Below are 3287 nucleotides of genomic sequence, written 5' to 3'. Positions count from 1 at the left end.
TGGGCGACGCGGTCTGCGCCCTGGTCGCATCCGGCGGCTATGCCGAATACTGCACGGCACCGGCCGAGCAGGTGCTGCCGGTGCCGGAAGGCTGGAGCATGGTCGAGGCGGGCGGCCTGCCGGAAACCTTCTTCACGGTCTGGACCAACGTGTTCCAGCGCGGCCGGCTGCGGCAGGGCGAGCGGTTCCTGGTGCATGGCGGCAGCTCGGGCATCGGAGTGACGGCGATCCAGCTGGCCCATGCGTTCGGTGCGGAAGTGTTCGCCACTGCCGGTTCCCCGGACAAGGTCAAGGCCTGTGAGGATCTCGGGGCCAGGCGCGGGATCGACTATCGCCGGGAGGACTTCGTGGCGGTGGTCCGGGAGGCCACCGGCGGCAAGGGTGTCGATCTGATCCTGGACATGGTCGGCGGCTCCTATGTCTCGCGCAACCTGGACGCCGCCGCGGTGGAAGGCCGGATCGTGCAGATCGCCTGGCTGGAAGGCAGCCGGGTCGAGGCCGACTTCACCCGGCTGATGGCCAAGCGGCTGACCTGGACCGGCTCGACGCTGCGCCCGCGCTCGGTCGCGGAGAAGGGCCAGATCGCCCGCGAGCTGCGCGAGCAGGTCTGGCCGATCCTCTCGGCCGGCCGGATCCGCCCGGTGGTCCACGCGGTCCTGCCGCTCGACCAGGTGGTGGAGGCGCACCGGCTCATGGAGAGCTCGGCCCATATCGGCAAGATCCTGCTGGTGCCGTGAGCCAGGCGAGCACGCCCTCGGCCGCGGCGACGCCGGTGGAAAAGCAGGCCTGGAGCAGGTAGCCGCCGGTCGGTGCTTCCCAGTCCAGCATCTCGCCGGCGACGAACAGGCCCGGCACGCGGCGCAGCATCAGCCGCTCGTCGAGCTCGGCCAGCGCCACGCCGCCGGCACTGCTGATCGCCTCTGCGATCGGCCTGGTACCGGTGACCGGCACGGGCAGGTCCTTGATCGCCCGCGCCAGCTCGGCGGCACCCAGCTCCGGGCCGTGGCCCAGCTCGCGCAGGAGGAAGGGCACGATGGCGGGCAGGCGCAGGCTGCCGGTGAGCCAGGTCGAAAAGGAGCGGCTGCCGCGCGGCCGGGCCAGCCTGGCCTCGACCTGGGCCAGGGTGAGGTCGGGCTTCAGGTCGAGCCGGAGCGTGGCGGTGCCGTTCGCCTCCAGTTCCTCGCGCAGGGCACGGCCAAGCGCATAGACGAGCTGGCCCTCGACCCCGTAGCCGGTCAGCACCAGTTCGCCTCGGGCTGCCGCATCACCGGCACGCGCTGCCAGGTTCTTGAGCGGGATGCCCTGCAGCCGCACCCGGGCCAGCTCGGACCAGGGCACCAGCATGCCGACATTGGCCGGCCGCAACGTCCGGACGGCCACGTCCATTTCGCGGAGCATCGGGACCCAGGCGCCGTCCGAACCGAGCCTGGGCCAGCTGGCGCCGCCCATCGCCAGGATCACCGCATCGGGGCGGAGTTCGCAGACACCGTCCGGCCCGTCCAGCCGCAGCAGCCGCCCGGGCCCGATCCCGACCAGCCGGGTGCGCAGCATCGAGGTCACACCCAGCCGCTCCAGTCGCGTCAGCCAGGCTCGCACGAGGCCGGTCGCCTTCAGCGCCCTGGGGAAGACTCGCCCGCTCGTGCCGATGAAGGTTTCAGCGCCCAGACCATCGGCCCAACTGCGCAGCGCATCCACGTCGAAACCCGCCAAATACGGGCGCAGCCATGACTGTTCGCTGCCGAAGTGAAGGCAAAGTTGTTCAACCGTGCCGACATGGGTGAGGTTCAGGCCGCCTCTACCAGCGATCAGGAACTTTCTCGCAGGGCTGCGTGAACCCTCGATAATGACTGGAGATACTCCTCGTTCGGCCAGTCGCTCGGCAGCGATCAGGCCTGCCGGTCCTGCCCCGATCACCACGATTCGTGGCACACCGCGGTGGTGCGGCCAGTCTCTATCGGTATTTGCAACCATCGATTGCCATGATAATGCGCACTTCACCTTTAGTCATGCAGAGGAGTACTCCATGACCTTGGACGAACTGACTTCGGCGGTCGCAGAGAAGGCCGGCATCACCAAGGCCGACTCGACGAAGGCGGTGCGCGCCATCCTGGACAGCATTCAGACGGCGCTCAAGAGCGGGGACAAGGTCACCATCACCGGCTTCGGCTCGTTCGAGGTGGTGGAGCGCGCCGCGCGCGAGGGCCGCAACCCGCAGACCGGCAAGACCATCACGATCGCGGCGTCCAAGGCGGTGCGCTTCAAGCCCGGCAAGGGCCTCAAGGAAGCTGTCGGCTGACAGGCCGGTATCCCGCATCGGCCGCCTCAGTAGCCGGGCAGTAATCATGAAGCTGCCCTGCCTCGCAAACCGGCCGACGCGGGTCAGTTCTCAGTCATGGTACAGTCGTGCCATGACCACCATCATGACTGCGGCCATCGCAACTTCGGCTTGGTTCGCCTTCCGGTTGCTCCGGTCCCGCAGGCTGGTTCCGGCCGGGCTCGCTGGTGCAGCCATAGCGACGAGGCGCACAGTCCTCCCCGTTCCCCCCGAGCTGGCACGGCTTCGCCCGGGTGCGCGGCCGCCACTGCCGGCATGGCTCGGCCTACCGCTTCGGCCTGGCTGGCCCCGAGCGGAGACCCATCACGGTGCTCCCGGATCAGGCGGCTCATGCGGCGCGAAAAGAATCCGCCGCGGGCTCGGTCCATCCGGGGATGGACCGAGCCCCAGGAGCCGGGCGGCCGCCAACCTGACCATCCGCCGCTGCTCGGGCCCGCCGTGAGCTGAATCGCCGCATTACCCCCGGCCAGGCCCACGATCGGCCGCTTTGATCGGGCAAGCCCCGGCTTCACCGGTGCTGCCCGACCTCAAGCATCTGCCAGTAGTCTTGCGGCAGAAGCGTTGTGCGGCTTGTCACAGTCGTCCGGGTCACCCGTCATGCATGGCCGGAGGCGCATTCCGGCCATGATTCCGCCGCCGTTGCTGCCTTCTCTCGCGCTTCTCCCACGCTTCTCCGCTCATTTTCCTCACCCGGTGCACGCCGCGCCGGCCCGCGCGAGCGCAGTTCCAGATCCATCAGGCTCAGGCGCGACGGCTACCGTGCGGTCCTTGGCGGCGGGGACGCGCCGGCAGGAGGCGCGCGGAAGACCCCGCGCCATGACCCCGATGCGACCACCATGTCGATGCCCGGATCGTCGTCAGCCGCGTGACGTGCGGCCGTTTCGCCTCTACCGCCGCACTCGCCTTGCCGGTCGCCTTGGCCACGATGTGGTCGGCAGGGACAGGCCCTGCG

Annotated in this window: 3 protein-coding genes; 2 read left to right on the top strand and 1 reads right to left on the bottom strand. The window is 69.5% G+C overall.

What is annotated here, in order from left to right; genetic code table 11:
• Positions 1-737, top strand: a 737-nt coding sequence (locus tag VNS22_RS11385; RefSeq protein WP_325732467.1) for an NAD(P)H-quinone oxidoreductase, incomplete at its 5' end; no start/stop codon positions are given.
• Here VNS22_RS11385 and VNS22_RS11380 read toward each other — a convergent pair.
• A complete protein-coding gene (locus tag VNS22_RS11380) occupies positions 691-1971 on the bottom strand; it encodes a TIGR03862 family flavoprotein (RefSeq protein ID WP_325732465.1) in 1281 nt (426 codons plus the stop codon). The two genes, VNS22_RS11385 and VNS22_RS11380, sit on opposite strands and share 47 nt — an antisense overlap.
• On the opposite strand from VNS22_RS11380, the gene VNS22_RS11375 reads away from it, so the two are divergent.
• Positions 1886-2296, top strand: coding sequence for an HU family DNA-binding protein (locus VNS22_RS11375; RefSeq protein ID WP_325732469.1), 411 nt, complete (start codon positions 1886-1888; stop codon positions 2294-2296). The genes VNS22_RS11380 and VNS22_RS11375 overlap by 86 nt on opposite strands.
• The last annotated feature ends 991 nt before the right edge of the window (positions 2297-3287 follow it).

It is taken from the genome of Geminicoccus sp. (genome assembly GCF_035556675.1).
Lineage (GTDB): Bacteria > Pseudomonadota > Alphaproteobacteria > Geminicoccales > Geminicoccaceae > Geminicoccus.
This window is presented reverse-complemented; position numbering and strand designations above follow the sequence as displayed.

What these genes read in the sequence shown, in the direction of transcription:
- VNS22_RS11380 (WP_325732465.1), bottom strand. Translation starts at nt 1,971, where the DNA reads ATGGTTGCAAATACCGATAGAGACTGGCCGCACCACCGCGGTGTGCCA.